At 71.7% G+C, this 26840-nt stretch carries 26 protein-coding genes and 1 riboswitch; of the genes, 15 read left to right on the forward strand and 11 right to left on the reverse strand.

Going from position 1 to position 26840, the window contains the following annotated elements; genetic code table 11:
- Nucleotides 1–16 precede the first annotated feature (16 nt).
- Nucleotides 17–1618 carry an FAD-binding oxidoreductase gene (locus FLV34_RS03985; protein ID WP_261985647.1) on the reverse strand — a complete coding sequence of 534 codons (1602 nt, stop codon included), beginning with the start codon at nt 1616–1618 and terminating at the stop codon, nt 17–19.
- A 57-nt stretch (nt 1619–1675) separates the two neighbouring features.
- Between FLV34_RS03985 and FLV34_RS03990 the strand changes: the two genes are divergently transcribed.
- From FLV34_RS03990 to FLV34_RS04000, 3 genes are all read left to right on the forward strand, one after another.
- Complete coding sequence (locus tag FLV34_RS03990) at nt 1676–3187, forward strand: glycerol-3-phosphate dehydrogenase/oxidase (protein ID WP_147942393.1); 1512 nt, start codon at nt 1676–1678, stop codon at nt 3185–3187.
- Between the two features lie 421 nt (nt 3188–3608).
- Nucleotides 3609–4514 carry a sucrase ferredoxin gene (locus FLV34_RS03995; protein ID WP_142645437.1) on the forward strand — a complete coding sequence of 302 codons (906 nt, stop codon included), beginning with the start codon at nt 3609–3611 and terminating at the stop codon, nt 4512–4514.
- 116 nt (nt 4515–4630) lie between these two features.
- Nucleotides 4631–4945, forward strand: coding sequence for a WhiB family transcriptional regulator (locus tag FLV34_RS04000; RefSeq protein ID WP_076434697.1), 315 nt, complete (start codon nt 4631–4633; stop codon nt 4943–4945).
- Between the two features lie 87 nt (nt 4946–5032).
- Here FLV34_RS04000 and FLV34_RS40175 read toward each other — a convergent pair whose 3' ends face one another.
- From FLV34_RS40175 to FLV34_RS04015, 4 genes are all read right to left on the reverse strand, one after another.
- Nucleotides 5033–5185, reverse strand: coding sequence for a hypothetical protein (locus FLV34_RS40175; protein WP_187280532.1), 153 nt, complete (start codon nt 5183–5185; stop codon nt 5033–5035).
- A gap of 169 nt (nt 5186–5354) precedes the next feature.
- Nucleotides 5355–6509: a ribosome small subunit-dependent GTPase A gene (rsgA, locus tag FLV34_RS04005; protein ID WP_142645439.1), complete on the reverse strand. Its 1155-nt coding sequence runs from the start codon at nt 6507–6509 to the stop codon at nt 5355–5357.
- A 277-nt stretch (nt 6510–6786) separates the two neighbouring features.
- The gene (glyA, locus tag FLV34_RS04010; RefSeq protein ID WP_147942394.1) at nt 6787–8046 is read right to left on the reverse strand and encodes a serine hydroxymethyltransferase; all 1260 of its coding nucleotides are present in this window, start codon (nt 8044–8046) and stop codon (nt 6787–6789) included.
- Nucleotides 8047–8073: 27 nt separating this feature from the next.
- A riboswitch (ZMP/ZTP riboswitch) is annotated at nt 8074–8169 on the reverse strand.
- A gap of 102 nt (nt 8170–8271) precedes the next feature.
- Complete coding sequence (locus tag FLV34_RS04015; protein ID WP_168065618.1) at nt 8272–9186, reverse strand: YihY/virulence factor BrkB family protein; 915 nt, start codon at nt 9184–9186, stop codon at nt 8272–8274.
- A gap of 305 nt (nt 9187–9491) precedes the next feature.
- On the opposite strand from FLV34_RS04015, the gene FLV34_RS42170 reads away from it, so the two are divergent.
- The 5 genes from FLV34_RS42170 (at nt 9492) to FLV34_RS04035 (ending at nt 13434) form a co-directional block, all read left to right on the forward strand.
- Nucleotides 9492–9626: a hypothetical protein gene (locus tag FLV34_RS42170; RefSeq protein WP_260617085.1), complete on the forward strand. Its 135-nt coding sequence runs from the start codon at nt 9492–9494 to the stop codon at nt 9624–9626.
- A gap of 311 nt (nt 9627–9937) precedes the next feature.
- A complete protein-coding gene (locus tag FLV34_RS04020; RefSeq protein ID WP_142645442.1) occupies nt 9938–11620 on the forward strand; it encodes a nitrite/sulfite reductase in 1683 nt (560 codons plus the stop codon).
- Between the two features lie 121 nt (nt 11621–11741).
- On the forward strand, nt 11742–11897 hold the full coding sequence (locus FLV34_RS04025; protein WP_142563833.1) for an Insertion element protein: 156 nt from the start codon (nt 11742–11744) through the stop codon (nt 11895–11897).
- A 65-nt stretch (nt 11898–11962) separates the two neighbouring features.
- Entirely contained in the window at nt 11963–12691 is a 729-nt protein-coding gene (locus FLV34_RS04030; protein WP_079314141.1) for a phosphoadenylyl-sulfate reductase, read from the forward strand.
- Nucleotides 12688–13434, forward strand: a complete 747-nt coding sequence (locus tag FLV34_RS04035; protein ID WP_261985648.1) for a sirohydrochlorin chelatase — start codon at nt 12688–12690, stop codon at nt 13432–13434. The genes FLV34_RS04030 and FLV34_RS04035 overlap by 4 nt, the downstream gene beginning before the upstream one ends.
- Nucleotides 13435–13448: 14 nt before the next feature.
- Here the strand turns inward: FLV34_RS04035 and FLV34_RS04040 are convergent, their stop codons facing one another.
- A complete protein-coding gene (locus FLV34_RS04040) occupies nt 13449–14315 on the reverse strand; it encodes a hypothetical protein (protein WP_147942395.1) in 867 nt (288 codons plus the stop codon).
- Nucleotides 14316–14525: 210 nt separating this feature from the next.
- On the opposite strand from FLV34_RS04040, the gene FLV34_RS04045 reads away from it, so the two are divergent.
- Nucleotides 14526–14999, forward strand: coding sequence for a GNAT family N-acetyltransferase (locus FLV34_RS04045; protein WP_147942396.1), 474 nt, complete (start codon nt 14526–14528; stop codon nt 14997–14999).
- A 41-nt stretch (nt 15000–15040) separates the two neighbouring features.
- Here FLV34_RS04045 and FLV34_RS04050 read toward each other — a convergent pair whose 3' ends face one another.
- From FLV34_RS04050 to FLV34_RS04060, 3 genes are all read right to left on the reverse strand, one after another.
- Entirely contained in the window at nt 15041–15814 is a 774-nt protein-coding gene (locus FLV34_RS04050) for a hypothetical protein (RefSeq protein ID WP_142645445.1), read from the reverse strand.
- A gap of 1 nt (nt 15815) precedes the next feature.
- The gene (locus FLV34_RS04055; protein WP_142645446.1) at nt 15816–16313 is read right to left on the reverse strand and encodes a SigE family RNA polymerase sigma factor; all 498 of its coding nucleotides are present in this window, start codon (nt 16311–16313) and stop codon (nt 15816–15818) included.
- A 121-nt stretch (nt 16314–16434) separates the two neighbouring features.
- On the reverse strand, nt 16435–17124 hold the full coding sequence (locus FLV34_RS04060) for a DUF1707 domain-containing protein (RefSeq protein WP_147942397.1): 690 nt from the start codon (nt 17122–17124) through the stop codon (nt 16435–16437).
- Between the two features lie 156 nt (nt 17125–17280).
- Between FLV34_RS04060 and FLV34_RS04065 the strand changes: the two genes are divergently transcribed.
- From FLV34_RS04065 to FLV34_RS04095, 6 genes are all read left to right on the forward strand, one after another.
- On the forward strand, nt 17281–18861 hold the full coding sequence (locus tag FLV34_RS04065) for an ankyrin repeat domain-containing protein (protein WP_261985649.1): 1581 nt from the start codon (nt 17281–17283) through the stop codon (nt 18859–18861).
- Between the two features lie 111 nt (nt 18862–18972).
- Nucleotides 18973–20583, forward strand: a complete 1611-nt coding sequence (locus FLV34_RS04070; protein WP_147942398.1) for an isovaleryl-CoA dehydrogenase — start codon at nt 18973–18975, stop codon at nt 20581–20583.
- Between the two features lie 90 nt (nt 20584–20673).
- The gene (locus tag FLV34_RS04075) at nt 20674–21102 is read left to right on the forward strand and encodes an OsmC family protein (protein ID WP_142625310.1); all 429 of its coding nucleotides are present in this window, start codon (nt 20674–20676) and stop codon (nt 21100–21102) included.
- A gap of 114 nt (nt 21103–21216) precedes the next feature.
- On the forward strand, nt 21217–23337 hold the full coding sequence (gene glgX, locus FLV34_RS04080; protein ID WP_147942399.1) for a glycogen debranching protein GlgX: 2121 nt from the start codon (nt 21217–21219) through the stop codon (nt 23335–23337).
- A 102-nt stretch (nt 23338–23439) separates the two neighbouring features.
- Entirely contained in the window at nt 23440–24309 is an 870-nt protein-coding gene (locus FLV34_RS42175) for an AzlC family ABC transporter permease (RefSeq protein ID WP_261985650.1), read from the forward strand.
- Nucleotides 24306–24614 (forward strand): AzlD domain-containing protein, encoded by a 309-nt coding sequence (locus tag FLV34_RS04095; RefSeq protein WP_142625312.1) that lies wholly within the window; start codon nt 24306–24308, stop codon nt 24612–24614. The genes FLV34_RS42175 and FLV34_RS04095 overlap by 4 nt, the downstream gene beginning before the upstream one ends.
- Before the next feature lie 59 nt (nt 24615–24673).
- Here FLV34_RS04095 and FLV34_RS04100 read toward each other — a convergent pair whose 3' ends face one another.
- Complete coding sequence (locus tag FLV34_RS04100; protein WP_142645562.1) at nt 24674–25750, reverse strand: ATP-dependent DNA ligase; 1077 nt, start codon at nt 25748–25750, stop codon at nt 24674–24676.
- 16 nt (nt 25751–25766) lie between these two features.
- Nucleotides 25767–26504 (reverse strand): pyrimidine reductase family protein, encoded by a 738-nt coding sequence (locus FLV34_RS04105; RefSeq protein ID WP_147942400.1) that lies wholly within the window; start codon nt 26502–26504, stop codon nt 25767–25769.
- Nucleotides 26505–26840 lie beyond the last annotated feature (336 nt).

Here is a 26840-nt window from a genome sequence, read left to right on the forward strand (position 1 = left end):
AACAATCTTGGCAATTTCATGGGATCAGCACACCCGGGTTGAGGATCCCGGCGGGGTCGAGCCGTTCCTTGATCCCCCGCAGGATCTCGGCGCCCAGGTCGCCGATCTCCGCGGCGTACGCCTCCCGGTGGTCGCGGCCGACGCCGTGGTGGTGCGAGATCGTGCCGCCCGCCTGCACGATCGCCTCGTTCGCCGCGCGCTTGGCCGCCGCCCACTGCCCGAGCGGGTCGCCGGTCTGGGCGGTCACCACGGTGAAGTACAGCGAGGCCCCCGTGGCGTAGACGTGGGAGATGTGGCACATCACCAGCGGCGACCCGAGCGCGCCGAGCAGGGCCAGCCGTACGGCGTCGTACAGGCGCGGCAGGTTGGACCAGAAGCAGGCGGTCTCCAGCGTCTCCACCGTCGCCCCCGCAGCCAGCAGGGAGTCGCGCAGGTAGGGGGCGGAGAACCGGCCCTGCGCCCACTTCTCCCCCGGCTCGGGCCCGAGGTGCACGCCGCCCGCCTCGACCAGCACGGCGGCGGCCCGCTCCCGCCGGTGGGCCACGTCGCCCGGGGAGCCCTCGAAGCCCGCCACCAGCAGGCAGCCGGAGTCGCGCCCGGAAGCGCCGAGGTCGGTGGGCTTGGCCAGCCCGACCAGGGTCTCGGTCTCGTCCGACAGCCTCAGCACGGTGGGCGGCGGTCCCTCCTGCTGCGCGAGCCGCCGCATGGCGGCCGTGCCCGCCGTGAAGCTCTCGAACCGCCAGCCCTCGTACGCCCTGACGGCCGGGGCGCGGCGGACGCGCAGCCGCAGCGCGGTGATCACTCCGAAGGCGCCTTCGGAGCCCAGGAACACCTGGCGCAGGTCGGGCCCGGCGGCCGATCGGGGCGCGCGGCCGATCTCCAGGGTGCCCCGGGGCGTCGCCACGGTCATGCCGGCGACCATGTCGTCGAACCTGCCGTATCCGGCCGAGGCCTGCCCGCTGGACCTGGCCGCCGCGAAGCCGCCCAGCGTCGCGTACTCGTACGACTGGGGGAAGTGCCCGAGCGTCAGCCCGTGCGCGGCGAGGAGCTGCTCGGCCTGCGGCGCGCGCAGGCCCGGCTCCAGCTCGGCGATCATGGACACGGGGTCGACGGAGACGAGCCGGTTGAGCCTGGCGAGGTCGAGCGCGACCACGCCGGCGAAGCCCCGCCGGACCGCGACGAGGCCGCCGACCACCGAGGTGCCCCCGCCGAACGGCACCACGGCCACCCGATGCTCCGCGCACAGGCGGAGCACGGCGGCCACCTCGTCGTGCGAGCCGGGGAGCACGACGGCGTCGGGCGCGTCCGAGGCGTCACCCGCGCGCATGAGCAGCAGGTCGGGGGTGGACTTGCCCCGGGTGTGGCGGATTCGGGCGTCGTCGTCGGCCCGCACGTGCTCGTCGCCGACGATCGCGGCCAGCGCGGCCAGGACGGGCGGCGGCAGCACGACCGGCGGCAGCCGCACCTCGCCGAACGTCGCCGGCGGCGTGGCGGGCGCCCGGACGCCGAGGAGTCCCGCGAGCAGGTCGCGCACCGGCGCGGGCAGCTCGGCGGCCTTGGCGGGATCACCCCAGCCCGACCAGAGCATGGGTTCCGCCGCAGTGAGAGGGGTTTCCATAGCCGTCGCGCCTCCAGGTAGGTTACTAAAGAGTAATGCGCGAGTAGTGGAGGGGACATGAACTCCTCACTGAATGCGGCCAGGCGCCGGTGGGATCTCGACGAGGCACGTACGGACGTCGTCGACGTCCTCGTGGTCGGCCTGGGGGCGACGGGCGCCGGAGCCGCGCTCGACGCCGCCTCGCGGGGCCTGTCGGTGGCCGCCGTGGACGCCCACGACCTGGCGTTCGGCACGTCCCGGTGGAGCTCCAAGCTGATTCACGGCGGGCTGCGCTATCTGGCGAGCGGGCAGGTCGGCGTGGCATGGGAAAGCGCGGTGGAGCGCGACGCCCTGCTGCGCTTCACCGCGCCCCATCTGGTCTCCGCCCACCCCTACCTGCTGCCGCTGACGCCGGCCGTCTCCCGTGGCCAGGCCGCGACCCTGATGGCCGGCTACCGCATGGGCGACGCGCTGCGGGCCGCCGCGCGCACGCCGCGGCACCTGCTGCCCGGCCCCACCCGGCTCGCCGCCCGGCGGACGCTCACGCTCGCCCCGCACCTGCGGGCGGAGGGCCTGCGCGGGGCGCTGCTGTCGTGGGACGGCCGGGTCGTGGACGACGCCCGGCTGGTCGTCGCACTGGCGCGTACGGCCGCCGCCCACGGCGCGCGGATCCTCACCCGCTGCCGGGCGCTGGCGCTCTCCGGGGACGGCGCCCGGGTGCGCGACGAGCTGACCGGCGAGGAGTTCGACATCCGGGCCCGCGCGGTGATCAACGCGACCGGCGTGTGGGCCGGAGAACTGACGCCGTCGGTGGCGCTGCGCCCCTCGCGGGGCACGCATCTTGTGCTGCGCCCGGGGGCCCTCGGCGAGCTGCGCGTGGGGCTGCACGTGCCGATCCCCGGCGAGCGCGCCCGTTTCGCGCTGGTGCTCCCCCAGGCCGACGGGCGGATCTACGCCGGGCTGACCGACGAGCCGCTCGACGGCCCGATCCCGGACGTCCCCGAGGCGCCCGAGAGCGACATCAAGTTCCTGCTCGACGTCGTCGGAACGGCGCTGGACCGCCCTCTGCGGCGCTCGGACGTCGCCGGCGCCTTCGCCGGGCTGCGGCCCCTGGTCGACACGGCGGACACGCCCGGCGGCCCTGCGGGCGCAAGCACCGCCGACCTGTCCCGCCGCCACGCCGTGCTGCGCTCGCCGGACGGCGTCGTGACGGTCGTGGGCGGAAAGCTCACCACCTACCGGCGAATGGCCGAGGACGCGGTCGACGCGGCCTGCCCCCACGCCCGCGCGAGCCGTACGGCGCGGCTGCCCCTCGTCGGCGCCGGACCGGTGCGGCCGGGCCCCCCCGACCGGCTGGCCCGCAGGTACGGCTCGGAGGCCTGGGCGGTGCGCGACCTGAGGCGCGAGGACCCGGCCCTGGCCGAGCCGGTGGCGCTGGGGATCACCCGGGCCGAGCTGGTGTGGGCGGTGCGCCACGAGGGCGCTCTCGACGCCGCCGACCTGCTCGACCGGCGGACCAGGATCGGCCTGGTGGCCGAGGACCGTGCGGCGGCCCTCCCCGCCGCCGAGGCCGCCCTGGCCTACTCCTGAGTGCCTCCCCGGCCCTCGCCCCGCCGAAGCCCCCGCACTCTGAACGCCGCCCGGCCCCCGCCCCGCCGAAGCCCCCGACCGCCCTGAACGCCGCCCGGCCCTCGCCCCGCCGAAGCCCCCGACCGCCCTGAACGCCGCCCGGCCCTCGCCCCGCCGAAGCCCCCGGGCCCGTTCCGAGCGCCACCCGCACGCGCTCGGGGACGAGCGTGCCGCCGCTGCGCCACGGGCCCCTTCCCGCACCCCCGCCGTTCCCGCCGCCCGGCCCCTGCCCGCCTCACACGTGCTCGGCTGCGCCGCCCAGATGGGCAGTATCAGGACATTTATGGATTTAACGGGGATTTACCGGCCCGCTCCTGCGACCGCCGACGTCATTGGTTAAGGTTAGTCTTACCTAAGAAACGCGAGAGAAGGACGGGACCGCATGGCCAACGGGTGCGAGCACCCCGCCGCCTGCCACACGGGGGAGGCGCCGATCCTCGCGAGCGCGACCAAGAAGGGCCGGTTCTGGCTGCTGATCGAGCACGCGGGGCCCTGGGCCGCGGAGCTGGAGGAGTGCCGCCTGCCCGACGAGGTCCACCGGCTGATCTCCCGCGCCAGAGCTCTTGACATCCGGCCGCAACTCATCCGCCGGCCCGGCCGCCGCGAGGCCCGTACGGGCCCCCTGCACGTCTACGTCGCCGCCTGCGCGGTGGACGATCCATGGCTCGCCGAGGCCTTCCTGGAGCGCCCCGACGATCTTGACCTGGGCGCTCTTGTGCACGGAGTGGTTCCGGAGTCCTGCATACTGGTTAACGAGCCGATGTACCTGGTGTGCACGCACGGCCGGCACAACGCGTGCTGTGCACGTCTCGGACTCCCGCTGGCGCGGTTCCTCGACGAGAACCTGCCCGGCGAAGTGTGGGAAACCACACATGTCGGCGGCGATCGATACGCCGCCAACCTCGTATGCTTGCCACACGGGCTTTACTACGGCAGCATGTCTCAGGCTGCTGCGATCGCGGCGGCAAACGCGTACCGGCACGGCGAGGTCGTCCTCGACCGTTTCCGGGGACGCGCGGGTATCCCTGAGCCACTGCAGGCCGCCGAGCACTTCGTCCGGGCGCATACCGGCGAGATCTCGGTCGGCGGGGTGGCCGTGGAATCCTCCCGGTCGGTTGACGACTCCACGATCTGCGTCGTGCGCTGCACGACGAAGCGTGGGACGTCGCGGTTTCGGGTCGTGGTCGAACCCACGGTGTTCACGGCACCGTGCGGATCGCTCTGCGCCGACGGAATCCCGACCTACAGGTTGGCCGAGCTGAGCGAGCTCACGCCGGCGTTGACCTGAGGGCTCCGCCCCGGAGCCGGGAACACCACGGCCTATCCCGGCGTTGGCACAAGGGATGCCACAAGCGTCCAATGCGGCACAAACACTGAAATACCTCTCACCAAAGGTGGTTTCTCATGTCTCAGGTACGTCGGCAGCTCGCCCGCCCGCGCCCCAGCTGGGGTTGGCAGGATGATGCCGCGTGCCGGGGAGAGGACCTGGTGCTGTTCTTCGGTCCTGACGGCGAGCGTCAGCCCGAGCGCGACATCCGGGAGCGCAAGGCCAAGGCCATCTGCGCTCAGTGTCCTGTGCGAGCGGAGTGCCTCGACTACGCGCTCTCCCGCCCGGAGAAGTACGGCACGTGGGGTGGCCTCAACGAGGACGAGCGCGCTTCCGAGCGCCGCCGTCGTATGCGCCGCGCCGCCAGCGCCGGGATCAGCGCTGTCGCCTGAGCATTTTCCCCTTCCCCGACACGCGTCACCGCTGGGCGCTTCGCGTCCCGTCCCCCGACCTGGGCGACGGCGCACGCGGAGCGCCCTTCAGGTGTCATCCGTTCCTCCTCGCCCCGCCTCGGCCAGCAGGCCCAGCACGTCGTCATCGGTGAGCTGGTCGAACCGCCGATACCACTGACCCACCGCGCGGAAGTTCTCCGGCGTGACCGGCACGACGATCGCGTCCGCCTCGCCGAGCATCGCCTCCGCCGCCGCGCGGCAGGGCGAGCACCACCGGATCGCGCGGGCTCATGTCCCACAGGATCTCGGCGAGCAGCGCACCCGCCTCGGCGCGGTCGGCGTACGGCAGCCGCACCCGCATCGTCTTCACGTCCCGGTCATACCCGCCCGGAACGGGACACATCCGGGCCTATGGGCGGCTCATGCCCCGCATCTGCTTGTGGATGGTCTTCCATTTGCGGGTCTGCTCGGCGCGCAGCCGGGCGTCGGTGCGGCGGGCCATCCAGGCGGCCTCGCGCTGGAGCCGGTTCCAGCTCTCCAGCCGCCGTTCGGGCAGCTCGCCCGACTCGACCGCCGCGAGCACCGCGCAGCCCGGTTCCGCCTGGTGCCGGCAGTCGGAGAACCGGCAGCCCCCGGCCAGCTCCTCGATGTCGGAGAAGACCAGGTCGACGCCCTCGCTCATCTCGTACAGCCCGACCCGGCGGATGCCGGGCGTGTCGATGACGAGCCCGCCGCCGGGCAGCGGGATGAGCTGCCGGTGGACGGTGGTGTGCCTGCCCCGCCCGTCGGCGGCCCTGACCTGCTGGGTCTCCATGACCTCCGCGCCGGCGAGGGCGTTGACGAGCGTGGACTTGCCCGCACCCGACGGGCCGAGGACCACCGCGGTCCCCGAGGGGCCGAGGTGGGCGCGCACCAGGTCGACGCCGTCACCGGTGAGCGAGCAGACCGGATGGACGTCGACGCCCGGCGCCGCCGCCGCGACGTCGGCGAGGAGATCGTCCAGCCCCTGATCGAAAAGGTCGGCCTTTGTGACGAGCACGACCGGACGCGCGCCGCTCTCCCAGGCGAGCGCCACGAGACGCTCGATCCTGCCGAGATCGGCACCGTGCTTGCCCGGGGGGACGACCCCCCGTAGCCCCCCGGGAGGCGTAGCGTGCATGGACGGCTCGGCCACGAAGACCACGTCGACGTTGGCGGCCAGCACCTGGCCCTGGCCGTCGCCCGACAGGCCGCCGCGCGAGTCGCGGCTCACGCCGCCCCGGACGAAGGCCGTACGGCGGGGCAGCACCTCGGCCAGCTCGTAGCGGCCTCCATTGGACGAGGACAGATCGAGCCGGGCTAGCGCGACCCAGTCCCCCACGCACGGAAGCTCCAGCGGATCGGCCGCCGCGGCCCTGCGTACGCGGGCGCCGAACCGCGCCTGATGGGTTCCGTCGGCGGCGATGACCTCGGCGGCGCCCCGGTCGACCCGCGCCACACGCGCGGGGACGGCTCCGCCTGGCAGGCCGGGAAGCTCCTCCGCGAGCCCGTCATGCCAGCCGAGAAGAGAAAGATCGTTGAACACTGCTGGTGAACACCCTTCGGGAAACCGGGTGTCCCAGCGAGAAGAGCTTAGGCGGGCACCCGGGAGTTGACGGACGGCATGGTCGTCAGGAAGACCCGCATAGTCCTCACCTCCCTGGTCCTGGCCGCACGGCTGCGGCGACGGGGGAACCCTAGCAGCGCCCCCGCGGCTCCACGCAACCGATTATTCCGTTTGATCCGTCCCCGGCCGGTGCGAAACAACGGCTCCCCACGGCCTCGTGAGGTCGCGGGGAGCCGTCGCTCGTCGATTCCGGCGATCAGGACAGGCCGGGCGCGGGGAACCGGCTCGTCAGCTCGGTGACCTCGCCGTGCACCCGTGCGATCACGTCCTCCGCGTCGCCCTTGGCGACGGCGGTGACGACCTCGTCCATCCACGCGGCGATCTGGCGCATCTCGGCCTCGCCCATCCCGCGGGAGGTGACCGACGGCGTGCCGATGCGGATGCCGGACGGGTCGAACGGCTTGCGCGGGTCGAAGGGCACGGTGTTGTAGTTGGTCTCCAGGCCCGCCCGGTCGAGGGCCTGCGCGGCCGGCTTGCCCCCGACGCCCTTGGACGTGAGGTCCATCAGGATCAGGTGGTTGTCGGTGCCGCCGGAGACCAGGTCGAACCCGCGGGCGAGCAGCTCGTCGGCGAGCGCCTTGGCGTTCTTCACGATCTGCGCGGCGTACGCCTTGAACTCCGGCTGGGCGGCCTCGTGCAGGGCGACCGCGATGGCGGCGGTGGTGTGGTTGTGCGGGCCGCCCTGAAGGCCGGGGAACACGGCCTTGTCGAGCGCCTTGGCGACCTCGTCGGTGTTCGCCATGAGCATCGCGCCGCGCGGGCCGCGCAGGGTCTTGTGGGTGGTCGTGGAGATCACGTCCGCGTGCCCGACCGGCGAGGGGTGGGCGCCGCCGGCGACGAGGCCCGCGATGTGGGCGATGTCGGCCGCGAGCACCGCGCCGACCTCCTTGGCGATCTCGGCGAACGCCGGGAAGTCGATCGTGCGCGGGATCGCGGTGCCGCCGCAGAAGATCAGCTTGGGCCGGTGCTCCAGCGCCAGCGCGCGCACCTCGTCCATGTCGATGCGGCCGGTGTCGCGGCGCACGCCGTAGCGGACCGAGTTGAACCACTTGCCGGTCGCGGACACCGACCAGCCGTGGGTGAGGTGGCCGCCGAACGGCAGGCCCATCCCGAGCACGGTGTCGCCCGGGTTCAGGAACGCCAGATAGACGGCGAGGTTGGCGGGCGAGCCCGAGTAGGGCTGGACGTTGGCGTGGCTCACGCCGAAGACCGACTTGGCCCGCTCGATCGCCAGCGTCTCGATCTGGTCGATGACCTGCTGGCCCTCGTAGTAACGCTTGCCCGGGTAGCCCTCGGAGTATTTGTTGGTGAGGACGGTTCCGGTCGCCTCCAGGACGGCCCTGGACACGTAGTTCTCTGACGCGATCAGCTTGACGGTGTCGGCCTGCCGCCGCTCCTCCGCCCTGATCAGCTCGGCGATCTCGGGATCGACGACGTTCAGCGAGTTCTCAGCCATTGCGCCTTCCTTCTCCACGTCGACGTCGGCGGCGACCCAGGCGCACGGCCTCCGCAGATTCGCTCCCCGGTGGTGCCCCACCTGCGCCCATCGGGCGCTCCAGCGCCAGTCGCGATGCCTATCAACCCTATCGGAGCGCGCCCCGTACGAGAGCCGTGCGCGGCGCACGATCCGGCCCGGGGCACGGCTGCCGAGACCGGGAGCACACCCGGCGACAGCCGCAGATCAGTCCTTGGCGGACCTGCGGTGATGGTGCTCGTGCCGGGGGGCGCCGCCCAGCGGCCAGAGCCGGTCCAGCTCCGCGTTCAGCGTCGCCCCGATGAGCACGGCGAGCGCGGTGATGTAGAGCCACAGCAGCACGGCGATCGGCGCCGCGAGCGAGCCGTAGATCGACAGCGGGGTGAACCAGGCGGCGAGCACCTCGCGCAGGAACGCGGCGCACACGATCCAGATCAGCAGCGCCAGCACGGCCCCCGGCACCTCGCGCCACCAGCGCGTGCGGTGCGGCACGCTCACGTGATAGAGCAGCGTGAGCATCAGCACCGAGCCGATCACGAGCACGGGCCAATAGAAGATCGTCACGAGCGCGGCATATCTGGGCAGGGCGTTGGACATCAGCGTGGGCCCGATGACCAGGATCGGCATCACGACCAGCCCGATCAGCAGCGCCGCGATATAGAGGCAGAACGACATGACCCGGGTGCGGATGATCCCCCGGGTCTCCCCCAGACCGTACGCGATGGATATCAGGTCCACGTAGACGAACAGAGCCCGCGAGCCCGACCACAGCGACAGCAGGAAGCCGACCGAGATCAGCGAGACCTGTCCGCCGCTCAGCACGTCGGCGAGCAGCGGTTTGACGACCCGCTGGACGGTGTTGTCCGTGAACAGCAGCTCGGACTGGTCCACGACCCAGCGCCTGATCTCGTCGATGGCGGCCGGGCCGAGCAGCCCGCTCAGGTGGCCCATGACACCCAGCAGCCCGAGCACGAACGGCGGCAGCGACAGCAGCGCGAAGAACGCCGCCTCGCCCGCGAGGCCGGTAACCCGGTAGTTGACGCCCGCCATCGTGGTCGCCCTGACCAGGGCCCAGACGTTCGTGTCACGCAGCCACGTGAGCCGCGCACGGGCGAGCGCCATGCCCTTGCGCGTAAGCCGCGGCCTGCGCGATGGCGCGTCCGTGGAGGTCATGGCACCCAACCGGTCATGAGAACTGGGCTCTACCCGCTGCCGCAGCGGTTAGTACGTGACCTGCGGGCGGATCGTCGCCGCCCAGAATAGGGGCCCCCACCCCCTGCTCGCGAGAACCCGGTCGTGCCGGAGGCGCGCCATGGGCATTCCCTCGTCGCACTCTGGTCGCTTCGCTCCCACGCGTTCCTCGGTCCAGACCGGCGACGTGCCCCTCCGGATCGCCCGGCCTGCAGCATGGCGTTCACAATGGAGACATGATCTGCAGAGCGTGCAGGGAGCGCCGGCACAAGGAGTGCCGCGGCGGGTCCTGGTGCGACTGCCAGCATCAGGAGCCGTCCAAGAAGGAGCACGAGGCCGAACCTCCGGTGAACTGGGTCCGCAAGGGCTGACCCGCGTTACATTGCCGTCACAATCCCGCATCCTGGACACGAACTTGGACATCCAGGATCTCAGAGGTATCGTTTGGGACATGCCAGCGGACCCGTTGCTCGTCGTGCGACGCCACGTCGATCTCCTGCGCGTCCGTAGCGCGATCTGTATCGACGCCGGCTGACCGTCGCCCCTCCGCTGATCCATCCGGGCGCTCGGCCAGGCGTCGTTTTCGTATGCCCTCACACTCGACGGCGAGGTGAGAGGCCGCCTGCGCCGGTGTCCGCCGAAACCCGATCTCAGACCGAGCCTCGGAGAAGGACGTGTGCCCATGAGCACCCCGGCCCGCCCGGCGAACCGCCACCACAAGCGCCCGCGCGGCGAAGGTCAGTGGGCTCTCGGTTACCGTGAGCCGCTGAACAAGAACGAGGAGAACAAGAAGGCCGATGACGGGCTGAACGTCCGCCAGCGGATCATCGACATCTACTCCAAGCGCGGCTTCGACTCCATCGACCCCGCCGACCTGCGCGGCCGGTTCCGCTGGTTCGGCCTCTACACCCAGCGCAAGCCCGGAATCGACGGCGGCAAGACGGCGATCCTGGAGCCCGAGGAGCTCGACGACCGCTACTTCATGCTGCGCGTCCGCATCGACGGCGGACAGCTCAGCCTGGAGCAGCTCCGGGTGATCGCCGACATCTCCAACGAGTACGCCAGGGGCACCGCCGACATCACCGACCGGCAGAACATCCAGCTCCACTGGATCGACATCGAGTCGGTGCCGGACATCTGGCAGCGGCTGGAGGCGGTCGGCCTGTCCACCACCGAGGCGTGCGGCGACACTCCCCGCGTCATCCTCGGCTGCCCGCTGGCCGGCATCGACGCCGGCGAGGTGATCGACGGCACCGCCCAGATCCGCGAGATCTACGACCGGTACATCGGCGACAAGGCGTTCTCCAACCTGCCGCGCAAGTTCAAGACGGCGGTCAGCGGCTGCACGGCCCACTGCACCGTCCACGAGATCAACGACGTGGCGTTCGTCGGCGTGGTGAACGAGCAGGGCGAGCACGGCTTCGACGTCTGGGTGGGCGGCGGTCTGTCGACCAACCCGATGTTCGCCAAGCGGCTCGGCGCGTTCGTCCGGCCCGAGCAGGTTCACGAGGTGTGGGCCGGGGTCGCCGGCATCTTCCGCGACTACGGCTACCGCCGCCTGCGTCACCGGGCGCGCATCAAGTTCCTCGTCAACGACTGGGGCGCGGAGAAGTTCCGCGAGGTCCTGGAGACCGAATACCTGAAGTACGCCCTGCCGGACGGCCCCGCTCCGGAGGCGCCGCGCGGCGGCCGGCGCGACCACGTCGGGGTGCACCCCCAGCGTGACGGCAACTTCTACGTCGGCTTCGCCCCCCGCGTGGGCCGGGTGGACGGCGACACGCTGCACCGCATCGCCGACATCGCCGAGCGGCACGGCTCCACCCGGGTCCGTACGACGGTCGAGCAGAAGATGGTCATCCTCGACGTCGCCCCCGACAAGGTGGAGTCGATCGTGGCGGAGCTGGAGGCCGCCGACCTCCAGGTGAACCCGTCCACGTTCCGCCGCCAGACGATGGCCTGCACCGGCATCGAATACTGCAAGCTCGCGATCGTCGAGACCAAGGCCACCGCGTCGGCCCTGATCGACGAGCTGGAGCGGCGCCTTCCGGACTTCGCCGAGCCGCTGACGATCAACGTCAACGGCTGCCCGAACTCCTGCGCCCGCATCCAGGTGGCCGACATCGGCCTCAAGGGCCAGCTTGTGGTCAACGACAAGGGCGAGCAGGTCGAAGGCTTCCAGGTGCACCTGGGCGGCTCGGTCGGTCTCAACCCGAGCTTCGGCCGCAAGGTCCGCGGTCTCAAGACCACCGCCGAGGATCTGCCCGACTACGTCGAGCGGGTCGTCCGCAACTACGAGAAGCAGAAGAACGCCGGCGAGACCTTCGCCCAGTGGGTCCAGCGCGCCGACGAAGCCGACCTCAAATGACAGCCGAGGGCGCGGTGGCGTCTGAACTGAGGAGCGAACGCGTGCGAGGTACGAGCACGCGTGAGCGACGACGGAAGACGTCACCTGGAACGCGCTCAAGGCCAGCGAGCGGAGCAAACCGATGAGCACCGAGCGCGCCGCGCCCTTCTACTGCCCGTACTGCGGCGAGGAGGACCTGGAGCCCTATGTGACCGAGGAAGAAAGCCACGGTTGGTACTGCAGGTCCTGCGCCCGCGCCTTCCGGGTGAAATTCCTCGGCCTCGGCGTGCGTTCGTAATCCCCAGAGGCTTTTCATCCCATCACCCGATGAATGAACCAATGAACGACGTGTGAGGAGTAACGATGTCGGTGGCGGAGATAGAGGCAGGACTGGAGCGGCAGCGGGTGACGCTGGATCTCCAGGGCATTGTGGAGTCCGCGGCGCGCTTCCTTGAGGACGCGCCCGCCCGGGAGATCATCCGTTGGGCCGCGGCCACCTTCGGCGACCGCCTCTGTCTCACCTCGTCGATGAGCGACGCCCTGCTGATCGACCTGGTCAGCAGGGTCAAGCCCGGCGTCGACGTGTTGTTCATCGACACGGGTTACCACTTCGCCGAGACCATCGGCACCCGTGACGCGGTCGAGGCGGTCTACCAGGTCAACGTGATCAACGTGAAGCCGTCCAGGACCGTCGAGGAACAGGACCGCGACCTGGGGCCGCGCCTGTACGGGCGCAACCCCGACCTGTGCTGCTACCTGCGCAAGGTCGAGCCGCTCAACCGGGCGCTCGAGCCGTACCTCGCCTGGGTGTCGGGCATCCGCCGCGACGAGTCGCCCACCAGGGCGAACACCAAGGTCGTGGAGTGGGACGCCAAGCGGCAGATGGTGAAGATCAACCCCATCGCCCGGTGGACCCAGGAGGACGTCGACAACTACATCGCCGACAACGGCGTCCTGATCAACCCGCTGCACTACGACGACTATCCCTCGATCGGCTGCGCCCCCTGCACCCGGCGGGTGGCGCCGGGCGAGGACCCGCGCAGCGGCCGCTGGGCCGGCCTCGGCAAGATCGAGTGCGGCATCCACCTGTGACGACCGTCGCGCACACAGGCGCACCGCTGATCGCGGTGGCGCACGGGTCCCGCGACCCGCGCGCCGCCGCGACCGTGGAGGCGCTCCTCGACGGCGTACGGCAGGCTCGGCCCGGCCTGGACGTCCGCGCCGCCTATCTCGACCACGCCACGCCGTCGCTGCCACAGGCGCTGTCGGGGCTGGACGAGGCCGTCGTGCTCCCCCTGCTGCTCACCGCCGCCTACCACAGCCGGGTGGACATCCCGGCGGCGCTGCGGGAGGCCGCCGGCCGTACGCCGCTGCTGCGGGCCGTCTGCGGCCCCACCCTCGGCCCCCACCCGCTGCTCGTACGCGCACTCGAACGCCGCCTCGCCGAGGCCGGCGTGGAGATCGGCGACCCGGACACCGCGGTGGTGCTCGTCTCGGCCGGCTCCAGCGCCCGCCGGGCGAACGCGACGATCGCCGCCGTCGCCCGCGAGTGGGCGCGCACCCGCCCCTGGTGGTCGGTCAGCGCCGCCTACGCCTCGGCCGCCGCGCCCACCCCTCGGGACGAGGTCGTACGGCTGACGCGCGCGGGCGCCCCGAAGGTCGTGGTGGCGCCCTACCTGCTGGCTCCCGGCTACTTCGCCGACATGGTGGAGCGCGACACCCTGGAGGCCGGGGCACACGCCGTGGCCGCCGTCCTCGGGCCCGCTCCCGAACTGGTCACGCTCCTGCTCGAACGCCACGCCCAGGCCGTACGCGCCGCCTCCGCGGCCGCCTGACGGAACGCCCCAGGCTAGGCGAAAAGGTCGTCGGCCGAGGTGACGGTGGCGGCCCTGCGGACCCAGATGCCGAGCTGGCTCAGGTCCTCACACCCGCGGATCCGCTCACGCGCTTCGTCGGAGATCTCCAGACCACGGGCGTCGAGCACCGCCAGAATCGAGTTGATCTCGCCCTCCGCGCGGCCTTCCTCACGGCCCTCCTCACGGCCTTTGTCGACCCAGTGGGAGAAGTACTTCTCGCCGAGGTAGTCGAAGTCCTGAATGGTGCTCACCATCTCCTCCAGACGCTTAGCGGTTACTTCCGGTAGCGAGCCGAACACGTGGTTCAAATATAATCTGACCCGATCCTCATCCAGGGCCTCCAGCCCTGCCAGCATCGCCTCCAGCACCTGCTCGCTCTCGGCCTCGTCGGAGTGCGCCACGGCCGACAGCACCGCGAGTTCGGGGCAGGCGCGGGCCTGCTCGGGGTCGGTGATCAGGGGCATGCGGCCGGGGTGGATCGCCAGCGGGACGATGACGCCGTTCGGGCCCAGCCGGATCGCCTTCTCACACCAGCGGGCCATCGACCGGTCCGGGCAGATGACCAGCAGCGCGGCGTCGCACTTGTGCTGCGATCGCAACGTCGTGACGTAGACCGGCCAGCTGAACCTCTTGGCGGCGTCCCGTCCGAGCTGCACCTCCACGATCACGGCCAGGAGCGCCGTTCCGTTCTTGTCCCGCACGACCACCACCGAGTCGGCTCGGTGCTCGATCGGTCCCGGCTGGGTGCAGTCGGCCGCCTCGACGCGAGCGGCGGCAAAGGGCGGCACCCGCATCCCGGTGACGCAGCGGAGCAGCTCAAGTGCGGTCTCCGGCCGGTTGCGGATGAGCTCGATCGGCATTTCGTGATCAATACCAGGCATGGCCGAGATATTACGTACGGCAGTCGTTCAATTACACAGAGTTCGCAAAAATGGCGGCGATTGTCGGCTATTAGATCTCGACGGAGTTTCCCGGTTCGCGTCAGGACGTGCTCGTTCAGTGTTGTGACCGGCAGTGTTCACGGGGTTAACCGGTGGACCGAGTCTTCGCGGGGCTTGTAGGTTCCCGGCGTGACCGATGACGGCAGGACCTTGATCCGAATCGCGGAGGAAGCGGACGCTGCTGTGATCGCGCGGATCCACATGACCTCCCGGTCGGCGACCATGCCCTACCTGCCTCCGCAGAAGCGCAGTCACGAGGAAGTGACCGGATGGGTCCAGGACGTCGTGCTCAGGCGGTGTCGCACGTGGGTCGCCGTGCGTGACGCGGAGATCATCGGCTATGCGGCCCTCGACGGCGACATGCTCGAAGACCTCTATCTGCGCCCGGACGTCCGCCGGCAGGGAGTCGGCACGCTGCTGCTCGACGAGGTCAGGCGGCACAGCCCCGACGGGGTGTCGTTGCACGTCTTCCAGCAGAACACCGATGCCCGCGCGTTCTACGAGAGCCACGGTTTCACCGTCCTCGACACCAGCGACGGTGATCGCAACATGGAGAACCTGCCCGACATGACGCTTCGCTGGACGCCCGACAGCAGCCGGTGATCCGCACCGGCCAGACGTGGCTCACAGCGCGGCTGAGAGCACTAACCCTGCGGGGATGGGGGCTCCTCGCCGGGCTGGTCGCACGCCGACGACAGGATCTCCCGCCCGTCCGGCCTGCGGATGACGATGTCTCCTTGGCAGACGCTGGGCGAGCCCGCGCCGACGACGGCGAACGCCTCCCGGATCGTCACCCTGGCGTCGGTGCGGTATTCGCCGGTCTCGCCGACGATGCGCGCGGCGTCGTCCGCATCGACCGCACCATGACCGTCCACCACGCTGCCCGGCGGAATCACCGCCACATGGAACTCGTCGCGTCCTGACGGCACCCGCCCATCCTGATCGGTCCAGGAGCGCAGGTGGTCGACGTGGTCGTCCTGGATTCCACAGGGTCCCTGATCGACCAGCACCCCCTCGTGCCAGACGAACGCGTAGGACGGCGTGCGGCACTCGACCTGGATGTTCACCGAATCGGCCTGGACGGCGACCCTGAACGGCACCTTGCGCCCGCCAGCCGTGATCTCCTCGTCCAGGAGCACCCGGTCGCTCGTCAGGTAGGTCACATCCTGGGTCGGCGAAGGGCCGGCCGCGGTGGCGGCGTCGGGGGCGTCGGCCGGCGAGATCGTCATCGTACGCGGTGAGGTCGCCACCATCACCACAGTGGCCAGTCCGGCGGCCACCGCCGCCCCCGCGACGCCGCGACGGCGCCGGATGCGCCGCACCCTCCGGTCGACGTCGGCCAGGGTGACGCCCGCGCCTCCCCCCGTGGACGCATCTCGGGCGAGCAGGTCACGCAGGTCGTTATCGGTCATCGTCATGTCAGCCCTCCAGGCTCATCGCGGAGCGGGCGGCGGAATCGACACGCAGCCTGGCCAGCGCCCTGCTCGCCTGACTTCGAACGGTGGCGGCCGAGCAGCCCAGGATTTCCGCGATCTGGGCGTCGCCCAGATCGGCGAAGTAACGCAGCACGATCACGGCGCGCTGTTTCGGCGGCAGGCAGGTGAGGGCCTGCCGTACGGCGTCGCGGGAGCCGAGCAGGTCGGCCGGGTCGCCGACGGCCGGTTCCGGCAGCACGTCGACCGGCTGCTCGCCGCGCCAGCGTCGGCGCCACCAGGAGGCGTGGGTGTTGGTCAGGATGCGGTAGACGTACGGGTCGGGGTTCTCGCCGACCCTGCGCCAGGCCAGCCACGCTTTGGCCAGCGCCGTCTGGAGCAGGTCCTCGGCGGTGGCCCAGTCACGGCAGAGCAGGTAGGCCGTCCGCAGCAGTCGCTCCGAGCGCTGCTCGACATAGCGCTCGAAGTCGGCCCGGTCGCGCATGTGCGGCCCCCAGGTTCTCGGTGATCCCTTGGTGAACGGTCACCGATGACTACGCCCTGGGAACGTCCCGATGTTGCCTCGGGGGGCCATCCGGCCGGCGCGGGCCGGAAAGTCGGCTCGATCAGTGCAGGCCGCGGTGGCGGCGTCGGTGGTGGTGGATCTCGTATCCGCTGAAGCCCGGGCGCTGGCGGCGTTCCTGCCACCACTCGCTCCAGGCGAACCAGCCGCGCTTGACCGGCGCGGCGTGCGAGTCGCCGATGATCTTCACGTCGCCCATCAGCACGTACGCCGTGACCCTGACGACGGGGGCGGACCGGCCTCGGGGCGCCTCGATCACCTGGACCTTCTTGTCCCCCATGATCGTGATTCCGGAGAGCTCGACGTCGACGCCGTCCGGCACGATGATCCTGATGTCGCCCATCACGCACGCGGCGACGATGTCCACCTCACGCCCACGCACCTCGGCCTGACGCAGGTCGAGGACCACGTCGCCCATGACGGAGACCGCGCCGATGCCGTCGTCGATCCGCCATGTGCCGGTCCTCTTGGCGTCGCCCAGCACCGCGACGATCCACTTGCGCGTCCTGCCCTGCGGGGCGGCCGGTACGGCGGGCCGGGGCCCGGGAACGCCTCCCGGCAGGTCGGCGGTGATCTGGGCGAGCTCTCCGTGGGTCTGCGCCAGATAGGCGGCCTCGGTCCGCTCGGTCAGCTCCGCGAGGGTCAGCCGTCCCTCGGCGGAGGCCACGCGCAGCTGCTCCACCACGGCCTCGCGTTCGGCGTCGGATGCCCGCATACCACCCGGATCGTTCACGCCCTTCACCGTATCCCGGGCCGGTCCCGCTCGCCCTCCTCCCTGGGAACGATCCTGCGCCGATCCTGGGAGCGGTCCTGGGACCGACCCAGGAGACGAACCGGAGAGACGATCCCTGCGGACGATGCTCGGAAGAGGCTGTGTGAGCATGGAATCGTGACCCGCAGCAGGTTATTGGAAGCGGTAGCGGGAGGGGACGTCGCGCGGGTGGCGGCGATGCTGCACCCGGACACCGCCGTGAACCCCGCTCAGGGGACGACGCCGCTCTACCGGGCGGCCGTCGGCGGTCACCACGACATCGTCAGGCTGCTCCTGGAATATGGCGCCGACCCGGACCAGCCGAGCGGAGGGCACGAGGAGGGCCTTCCGCTCTGCGCGGCGGCGTGCTGGAACCATGCCGAGACCGTCCAGGCGCTGCTCGACGGCGGCGCCGATCCCGACGCGGCGGAGGAGGGCGGCTGGACGCCTCTGCTGTGGGCCGCGGCCAACGGCAACCTGGAGTCGGCCGACATCCTGCTCGACGCCGGGGCCGATCCCGGCCGGGCCGACGACGACGGCGACACCCCGCTGACGCTGGCCACGATCTTCGGGGCGTACGGGATCGTCTGGTCCCTGCTGGAGCACGGCGCCGACCCGTCCGCGCCGGGCTGGGACGGCATGACCCCGCTGGAGATCGCCGCGCGGCTGGCGGCGGTGGACGTCGAAGCCGTGCTGCGCGAGGAGGTCTCCAGGAGGGTGGAGGGCGAGCACACGGTGCTGGTGGCCCACGCCTCCGCCGCGGACGGCACCCGGCGGGTCGCGGTCGAGGCGCGTGGCACCGGCGTCGACTACTCGATCAGCCGCCAGCAGGGGCACGCCGCGATCGCGACGGTCCTGGAGGCGGCTCTCGGTCTGCGTCCGCCCCCGGACGTACTGCTCAGGCGCGTGCTGCCCTACCGCGACCTGGACGAGGACGACGAGACGTGGTGGGCGGCCGTCCACGCGCTCCAGTCCCGCCACGACGAGGAGACGTTCCTGGCGCTGGCCCGGCTGTGCGAGAGCGACGACCCGGTGGAGCGGGAGTTCGGCGTGGACGCGCTCGCGCAGTTCGGCCGCGTGACGGGCGTCGGCGGGCAGGCGGCGCTCGGGAGGCGGCCGGGGCTCGACGGACAGCCGGGGCCCGCCGGGGAGACAGGGCTCGGCGCGGAGACAGGGCTCGGCGCGGACGCGGCGCACGACCCCTACCGGGACCGCGTCCTGGAGATCCTGCGCGACCTGGCCCGGCACGAGACCGAGCCCGCGGTCGTCGAGGCGCTGCTCCGCGCGTTCGGCCACCAGACCGACGAACGGGCGCTCCCCGAGGTGCTCAAGCTCGTCAACACCCCGGGCCGGGAGCCCACGGTCCACGATCCCATGGCACTCGCCGCGGTCCTGCCTCCGGACGACGAGGACGGGCTGGCCGCGCTGATCAGGCTGAGCCGGTGCGCCGACGACGAGGTGCGCGACTGGGCCAGGATGGGCATCGCGGGGCTGCCCGCCGATACCGAGCCCATCAGGGACGCCCTGGTCTCCCGGCTGACCGACCGCGATCTGACGACGGTGGCCGAGGCCGCGCGGGGCCTGGCCGGGCGCGGGGACCGGCGCGCGATCGAGGGCGTCCACCGGGTGCTCAGCGAGGCGGGGGCCGACCAGGACTACGCCCGCGACCTCGCCCTGGAGGCGGCCCAGGAGCTCGGACTGGAGATTACGGGCGCTTGACCGTTCGTTGTCCGGTGTTTGTCCCTGCCGCCCGGGATGTTAGAGATGAAGTCCCGGCATCGTGGACGTCCCGGTATGGACGAGTCCCTGCACTGACCACAGGAGGACCCAGTGACCCACGACGTGACCAACCAGGTGCCACCGCTGTCCGGCCACGACGTCGCGGCCGACAAGGCGCTGCTGGAGGGGCTCGCCAGGGAGGGGGCGGACTGGGCGACCGGGGAGCTGCGCCAGCTCGGCCTGCTGGCCGGTTCGGCGAAGGCGCAGGAGTGGGGGCGGCTGGCAAACGAGCACCCGCCCGTCCTGCGGACCCACGACCGCTACGGCAACAGGATCGACGAGGTCGAGTTCCACCCGGCCTGGCACGAGCTGATGACGGTCGCGGTCGAGAGCGGCGCGCACGCCGCGCCCTGGACGTCGGCCCGGCCCGGTGCGCACGTCGCGAGGGCCGCGAAGTTCTTCACCTGGTCGCAGGTCGAGGCCGGGCACGGCTGCCCGGTCTCCATGACGTACGCCGCCGTGGCCGCGCTGCGGCACTCTCCGTCGCTGCGCGCGGAGTGGGAGCCGCTGCTGGCCTCCCGCACGTACGACTTCGGGCTGCGCCCGGCGAAGGACAAGCGCGGCGTGCTGGCCGGGATGGCCATGACCGAGAAGCAGGGCGGCTCCGACGTGCGGGCCAACACCACCAGGGCCGAGCCGCTGGGCGACGGGAGCTTCGCCCTGACCGGCCACAAGTGGTTCAACTCCGCCCCCATGTGCGACGTGTTCCTGGTGCTGGCCCAGGCCCCGGGCGGGCTGTCGTGCTTCCTGCTCCCCCGCGTGCTGCCCGACGGCACCCGCAACGCGATGCGCCTGATGCGGCTTAAGGACAAGCTCGGCAACCGGTCGAACGCCTCGGCCGAGGTCGAGTACGAGGGCGCGATCGCCTACCTCGTCGGCGAGGAGGGCCGGGGCGTCCGGACCATCATCGAGATGGTGAACATGACCAGGCTCGACTGCGTGATCGGCTCGGCCGCCGGCATGCGGTACGGCCTGACGCAGGCGCTTCATCACGCCCGTCACCGCAGGGCGTTCGGCCGGACGCTGGCCGAGCAGCCGCTGATGCGCTCGGTGCTCGCCGACCTGGCGCTGGAGTCGGAGGCCGCGACCACGCTCATGATGCGCCTGGCCGGGGCCACCGACCGGGCGATCCGGGGCGACGCGGGCGAGGGCCTGTTCCGCCGGGCCGCCCTCGCCGCCGGCAAATACTGGGTGTGCAAGCGGGCACCGGTCCACGCGGCCGAGGCGCTGGAGTGCCTGGGCGGCAACGGGTACGTCGAGGAGTCGCAGATGCCCCGGCTGTTCCGGGAGTCGCCGCTGAACGGCATCTGGGAGGGCTCGGGCAACGTGGCCGCCCTCGACCTGATGCGGGTGATGGCCAGGGAGCCGGAGGCCGTCGAGGCGTTCTTCGCCGAGGTGGCGCTGGCCCAGGACCGGAGGGTCGCCGACGCGGCCGAGCGGGTGCTGAAGAGGCTCGCCGCGGCGGGCGAGGCCGACGCGCGCCGGGTGGCCGAGGAGATGACGCTGGTCCTCCAGGCGTCCCTGCTCGTACGGCACGCCCCCGCCGCGGTGGCCGACGCGTTCTGCGCCTCGCGCCTTGCCGGTGACTGGGGACGCGCCCTCGGCACGCTGCCCCCCGGCCTCGACCTGGAGGCGATCCTGGAGCGCGCCGCCCCGGCGTGAGCCCGCAACCGGCCATGCCGCGGGCCCGGCCCGTCGCCGGCGGCGTTAAGGTCACTGTGGATAGGCTCCGCTTACTGAAGGGATATCGCCATGGCGACCACTCGTACCGCGACGACGCAGTGGAAGGGCGCACTGCTCGACGGTTCGGGCACCGTTTCGCTCGACACCTCCGGGGTCGGCACCTTCGACGTCTCCTGGCCCTCCCGGGCGGAGGCGGCCAACGGCAAGACGAGCCCGGAGGAGCTGATCGCCGCCGCTCACTCCTCGTGCTTCTCGATGGCCCTGTCCGCGGGGCTGGCCAAGGCCGGCACGCCGCCGCAGTCGCTGGAGACCCGCGCGGACGTGACCTTCCAGCCGGGCGAGGGCATCACCGGCATCGTGATCTCCGTCCGCGGGCAGGTGCCCGGAATCTCCGCCGAGGACTTCCAGCAGGCCGCCGAGACCGCCAAGGCGAACTGCCCGGTGAGCAAGGCGCTCGCCGGCACGACGATCACCCTCAACGCCGAGCTGGTCGGCTGAGCACCAGTGGGAGCCCCCGCCGGACCGGATCCGGCGGGGGCTCCCGCGTTCCGGTGCGAGAGCAGCGATCGTCGCGCGTGCACGATTCGCCCGAGCAGTGGAGAATGAGGTTACATGCGCGAGGTTTGGCCTGGAGAGCCCTACCCGCTCGGCGCCACCTGGGATGGTGTGGGCACCAACTTCTCGGTGTTCTCAGAGGTGGCCGAGCGGGTCGAACTGTGCCTGTACGACGACAGGGGTGAGGAAACCCGCGTCGACCTGCCCGAGGTCGACGGGTTCGTCTGGCACGGCTACGTGCCCGGGATCATGCCCGGCCAGCGGTACGGCTTCCGCGTGCACGGACCCTACCGGCCCGACCACGGGCACCGGTGCAATCCGTCCAAGCTGCTGCTCGACCCGTACGCCAAGGCGATCGAGGGCTCGGTGCGGTGGAACGAGTCGCTCTTCTCCTACCATTTCGCCGACCCCGCGCGGCTCAACACCGACGACTCCGCGCCGTACATGCCGAAGAACGTGGTCGTGAACCCGTTCTTCGAGTGGGGCAACGACCGGCCGCCCCGCACGCCGTACCACGAGACGGTGATCTACGAGGCGCACGTGCGCGGCCTGACCATGCGCCATCCCGCCGTACCCGAGGAGCAGCGGGGCACCTACGCCGGGCTCGCGCACCCTGCCGTGATCGACCATCTGTTGTCGATCGGCGTGACGGCGGTCGAGCTCATGCCCGTGCACCAGTTCGTGCCCGAGCACTTCCTGGTCGCCCGGGGGCTGACCAACTACTGGGGCTACAACACGATCGCCTACATGGCGCCGCACAACGCGTACGCCAGCTCGGGGCAGCGCGGCGAGCAGGTCCAGGAGTTCAAGGCGATGGTGCGGGCCCTGCACGACGCGGGGATCGAGGTGATCCTCGACGTCGTCTACAACCACACCGCCGAGGGCGACCACATGGGCCCCACGCTGGGCTTCCGCGGCATCGACAACGTCGCCTACTACCGGCTGCGCGAGGAGGACCGCCGCTACTACCTCGACTACACCGGGTGCGGCAACTCGCTGAACGTCCGCTCGCCCCACGCGCTCCAGCTGATCATGGACTCGCTGCGCTACTGGGTGCTCGACATGCACGTGGACGGCTTCCGCTTCGACCTCGCCGCCGCGCTGGCCCGGGAGCTGCACGACGTCGACCGGCTGAGCGCGTTCTTCGACCTCATCCAGCAGGACCCGGTGATCTCACAGGTCAAGCTGATCGCCGAGCCGTGGGACGTCGGCCCCGGCGGCTACCAGGTCGGCAACTTCCCGCCGTTGTGGACCGAGTGGAACGGCAAATACCGCGACTCCGTGCGGGACTTCTGGCGCGGCGCCTCCCGGACGCTGCCCGAGTTCGCCTCGCGCCTGGCCGGCTCCAGCGACCTGTACGCCAGCAGCGGCCGCCGCCCGGTCGCCTCCATCAACTTCGTGACCGCCCACGACGGGTTCACGCTCAACGACCTCGTGTCGTACGACCACAAGCACAACGAGGCCAACGGCGAGGGCAACCGCGACGGCACGGACGACAACCGCTCCTGGAACTGCGGCGCCGAGGGCCCGGTGGAGGATCCCGGCATCGTACGGCTGCGCCGGCGGCAGCGGCGCAATCTCCTCACCACGCTGTTCGTGTCCCAGGGCGTGCCGATGCTGCTGGCGGGCGACGAGTTCGGCCGCACCCAGAACGGCAACAACAACGCCTACTGCCAGGACAACGAGACCTCCTGGATCGACTGGTCGCTGATCCGCCAGGAGGGCGACCTGCTGGAGTTCGTCCGCCGCCTGGCCGCGTTACGGCGGGCGCATCCCGTCTTCCGGCGACGCCGGTTCTTCCAGGGCCACTCGCCCGGGGACGGCAGCAGGGACATCATCTGGCTCACGCCGTCCGGCACCGAGATGACCGACGGCGACTGGCACACGGGCTACGCCAAGTCGCTGGCGGTGTACGTCAACGGCGACGCGATCAGCGAGCCGGGCCCGCGCGGCGAGCGGATCAGGGACGAGACGTTCCTGCTGCTGATCAACGCGCACCACGAGAACCTGACGTTCGCCCTCCCGGGGCCGGAGCTGGGGGCCGCCTGGCGTCCCGTCCTCGACACCGCCGAGGACGACCTCCGCGACGATCCGTACGCCGAGGAGATCCTGCCCGCCGAGGCCAAGGTCTGCCTCGCCGACCGGTCCATGCGGGTCCTGGTCTCCACCGGCGCCTGAACCCTCCCCGCCGCCCGGGCGCGCCACACGGCCGTCGCCGCCGGCACGTCTTGGCCCCCACCCATAAGGGACATACCTGCACGCTTCGTTACTCTCTGGCGGGTGACCACCACACCAGTGCAGGCCGGTCTGCCGCCGAAACCCCGGGCGGCAGTCGTACGGGACGCCCTCGGGGTCGGCACTGCCGTCGGCTTGTCGGGCTTCGCGTTCGGCGTGACCTCGGCGGGTGCGGGGATGACCGTCGTCCAGACCTGCGTGCTGTCGCTGTTCGTGTTCACCGGGGCGTCCCAGTTCGCGCTGGTGGGCGCGCTCGGCAGCGGCGGCAACCCGCTAGCCGCCGCGGCCGGGGCGCTGCTGCTCGGCGTCCGCAACGCCTTCTATGGGCTGCGGCTGTCACAGCTGCTCGGGCTCCCCGGATCGGTCCGCCCGCTCGCCGCGCAGTGGGTGATCGACGAAACCTCCGCCGTGGCCCTGGCCCAGCCCGACCGGCGCCTCGCCCGGCTCGGGTTCACGGTCACCGGGGTCAGCCTGTACGCCGGGTGGAACATCACCACGTTCCTGGGCGCGCTGGGCGCCTCCGCGCTGGGCGATCCGACGGCGTGGGGGCTCGACGCCGCCGGTCCGGCCGTCTTCCTCGCCCTGCTCCTGCCCATGCTCCGAGGCCGTTCCTCCTCCAGGCCCGCCGCCGCTTCCCCTGCCGAACCGCCCGATGACGGCGGACCCCGTGGCCGCGCCCGGCCCGGTGTCCACGCGGAACCACGCGATGAGGCGCCCCGCACACCGCAGGCGGCCCGAGACCCGCTCGCCCGGCATGCGGAGGCGGTGGTGGCGGTGCTGGCCGTGGTGCTCGCCCTCGCCTGCGTGCCGTTCCTGCCCGCAGGGGTGCCGGGGCTTGTGGCCGTGCTCGCCGCGCCCGCCGTGCTGGCCGCGTCACGGCTGCTCACCCGCCGTTCGCCCCAAGGAGGACGCTGATGGTCTGGGTCGCGATCGTCGTCACGGCGGCCGGTTGTTACGCCGTGAAGCTGCTTGGCCTTTCGGTGCCGGCGGCGGTGCTGGAACGGCCCCTCGTCCGCAGGCTGGCCGCGCTGGTGCCGATCGCGGCGCTGGCCGCGCTGATCGCCCTGCAGACCTTCGCCGACGGTCGCACGCTCGTGGTCGACGCCCGGGCCGCCGGGCTCGCCGCGGCGGCCGTCGCGCTGCTGCTGCGCGCGCCGTTCCTGGTGGTCGTCGCGGTCGCCGTCGTCGTCACCGCCGCCGTCCGCGCCCTGACCGGCTGAAGGCCAGAGCTACTTGTGGTCGGGCCGGCCGGCGGGCAGCGGGTCGGCCGCCCTGCGGGTCAGCGGGCGAGGATCCTGTCGAGGTCGTAACTCACCGGGCGTTCGAGCTGTTCGTAGGTGCAGGACGCGGGCGTGCGGTCCGGGCGCCAGCGGCGGAACTGGGCGGTGTGCCGGAACCGGTCGCCCTCCATGTGGTCGTAGGCCACCTCGACCACACGTTCCGGCCGCAGCGGGATGAACGACAGGTCCTTCTTGGCGTTCCACCGCGACACGGCGCCGGGCAGGCGCTGGCCCTGCGCGCCGCCCGTCGCGACCTCGGCCCAGTGTCCCCACGGATGCTCGCTCAGGTCCTCCACCCGGTAGGGCGCGAGCTCCTCGACGAGTTCCTCACGCCGCTTCATCGGGAAGGACGCGGCGACGCCCACGTGGTGCAGGCGACCGTCCGGCGAGTAGAGCCCGAGCAGCAGCGAGCCGACGATCGGCCCCGACTTGTGCTCGCGGTAGCCCGCCACCACGCAGTCGGCCGTCCTCTCGTGCTTGACCTTGAACATCACGCGCTTGTCCGGCGTGTACGGCTGGTCGCCCGGCTTGACGACGATGCCGTCGAGACCTGCGCCCTCGAACGCGTCGAACCACTCGGCGGCCAGGCTCTCGTCCCGGGTGACCGGCGTGAGCCGTACGGACCGGCCCGCGCCCGCCAGCATCTCCTCCAGCCGGGCCCTCCGCGCCGAGAACGGCGCCTCCATGAGGTCCTCCGTCCCGGTGGCGAGCAGATCGAAGGCGACGAAGGACGCCGGCGTGTTCTCGGCCAGCAGCCGCACCCGGGACTGCGCGGGATGGATGCGCTGCTGCAACGCGTCGAAGTCGAGCGACTGGCCCCTGATCAGCACGATCTCGCCGTCCACGACGCACTTGGGCGGCAGCTCCTGCCGGATGGCCTCGACCAGCTCGGGGAAGTAGCGCGTGAAGGGCCGCTCGTTCCTGCTGCCGAGGAAGACCTCGTCGCCGTCGCGGAAGACGATGCAGCGGAAGCCGTCCCACTTCGGCTCGTAGAAGAGCGTGCCGTCCTGCTTCGGCAGCCCCTTGACGGCCTTGGCGAGCATCGGCGCGACCGGCGGCACGACCGGCAGATCCAGACCGGGGATCTCCGGCTCAACCGGAAGCTTCATCCTGCGCCTCCCTGATGTATCGGCAGAAGAGGAAGCCGTCATCTTCGAGCACCTGGGCGAGGGTCAGCGGCGTGTGCGATGCGACGCCGTCCAGTATGCGCGCCGCGTCGCCGCCGGTCAGCAGCGGGCTCACGGTGAGCGCCAGCTCGTCGACCAGGCCGGCGGCGGCAAGCTGCGCGTTCACCCGGGGGCCGCCCTCGCACAGAACACGGCCGAGCCCCCGGGCGCGCAGCTCGCCGACGGCGGTCGCGAGATCGACCGTCTCCTCGCCCGCGACGATGACGTCGGCCCTCGCGGCCGCCTCCTCGCGGCGGTCCTTCGGCGCCGACTCGGTCGTGATCACGATCGTCCGGGCGTACGGCTCCGCCTCGGTGAACAGCTCACTGCCGAGGTCGAGGTCGAGGCGGCGGGTGACGACGGCGATGGGCGGCGCCGGGGGCCTCCCCTCCCGCAGGGCCCGCCACGACTCGCGCGGGCGGGCCGGCCGGTATCCCTCCGTGCGGACGGTGGCGGCCCCGGCCAGCACCACGTCGGCCAGGCCGCGCAGCACTCCGAAGATCCGCTTGTCGGTCCGGCCGGACAGGCCCTCCGAGTGGCCCTCGACCCAGGCCGCGCCGTCGGCGCTGCTCACCATGTTGAGGCGCAGCCAGTGGTCGCGCGGATAGGCGTAGGCGGCGGGGATGTCCGGCTCGTCCTCGGCGTAGGGGTGGATGCGGCGCACGCTTCCTACAGTGGCACACGGCACCGACAACCCCGCCGCGACGCCCCGTGCCCGGGGTGCCGCCACCGGCCGGGCCGGCGATCCCCCGGCCAGAGCCCGCTGTCCCGGTGGCCCTGCCCGCGGACGGTGCGGCGCCGCCCGGTCGCCCGGCCAGGGCCCGCTCCCGTGGCCGTGCCCGCGGATGGTGCGGCGCCGCCCGGTCGCCCGGCTCGTCCACGCGCTCTCCGCCGAGTGATCGCCTCTCCTGGCCCGGCGATCACTCCCCCGATGTTCGTTTCGTCCCCTCCCGGCACCCCGACACGGCGCGAAATTCACGGTCAGGCGGCTTCGCCGTTC

The sequence above is a fragment of the Microbispora sp. CSR-4 genome (genome assembly GCF_008033685.1).
Taxonomy (GTDB): domain Bacteria; phylum Actinomycetota; class Actinomycetes; order Streptosporangiales; family Streptosporangiaceae; genus Microbispora.